At 56.8% G+C, this 819-nt stretch carries 1 pseudogene; it reads left to right on the plus strand.

The window, feature by feature from the left end:
• A pseudogene (locus CU041_RS20250) lies at positions 1–819 on the plus strand (hypothetical protein); the annotation flags it as partial.

Consider the following 819-nt stretch of genomic DNA (forward strand, 5'->3'; position numbering starts at 1 on the left):
TCGAAACTTCGAACGCTTCTGGCTCCGAAGATTCTGCCATCGCGCTCGACATTGATGCAGGTCTCACGGATTCCAGCGAAGTTCTGAGTGTCACGATCAGTGGTGTTCCGGACGGTGCAACCTTGTCGGCTGGTACCGATAATGGCGATGGTACCTGGACGCTGAACCCGGAACAGCTTGAAGGTCTGACGATTACGCCTGCTGACGATTTTAGTGGGTCGTTTGATCTTGGTGTGACAGCGACCTCAGCGGATGGCCAAGACGTCGCAACGACGACCGGCAGCATCACGGTTGATGTAGCTGGTGTCGCAGATGCGCCGACTTTGACGGTATCGAATGCAAGTGGTGGCGAGGGCAGTGCCATCAGCCTTGCGATTGCAGCAGGGCTGACCGATGCATCCGAAATTCTTTCGGTAACGATTGCCGGTGTGCCCGAAGGGGCAAGTCTGTCGGCCGGAACCGATAACGGTGATGGCACCTGGACTTTGTCGGCGTCGCAGCTTTCCGGTTTGAAGATCACGCCCGCAGACAATTATTCGGGCAATTTTGACCTGACGGTGACCGCGACCTCGGTTGATGGTGCTGACAGTGCAAGCATTTCGCAGAACCTTCAGGTTGAGGTCATTGATAACCCGAACGAGACCGTAATTGGCACGGACGGCACCGACCGCATCACGACCGGTGATGGCGATGACTACATCAACGCCAAAAGTGGGCATGACACCATCAGCTCCGGTGGGGGTGCTGACACGGTATATGGCGGCGGCGGCAATGACATCATTGATAGTGGCGACGGCGACGACAGGGTCTTTGGCGGCA

This window comes from Thalassospira povalilytica (assembly GCF_002844235.1).
Classification (GTDB): domain Bacteria; phylum Pseudomonadota; class Alphaproteobacteria; order Rhodospirillales; family Thalassospiraceae; genus Thalassospira; species Thalassospira povalilytica.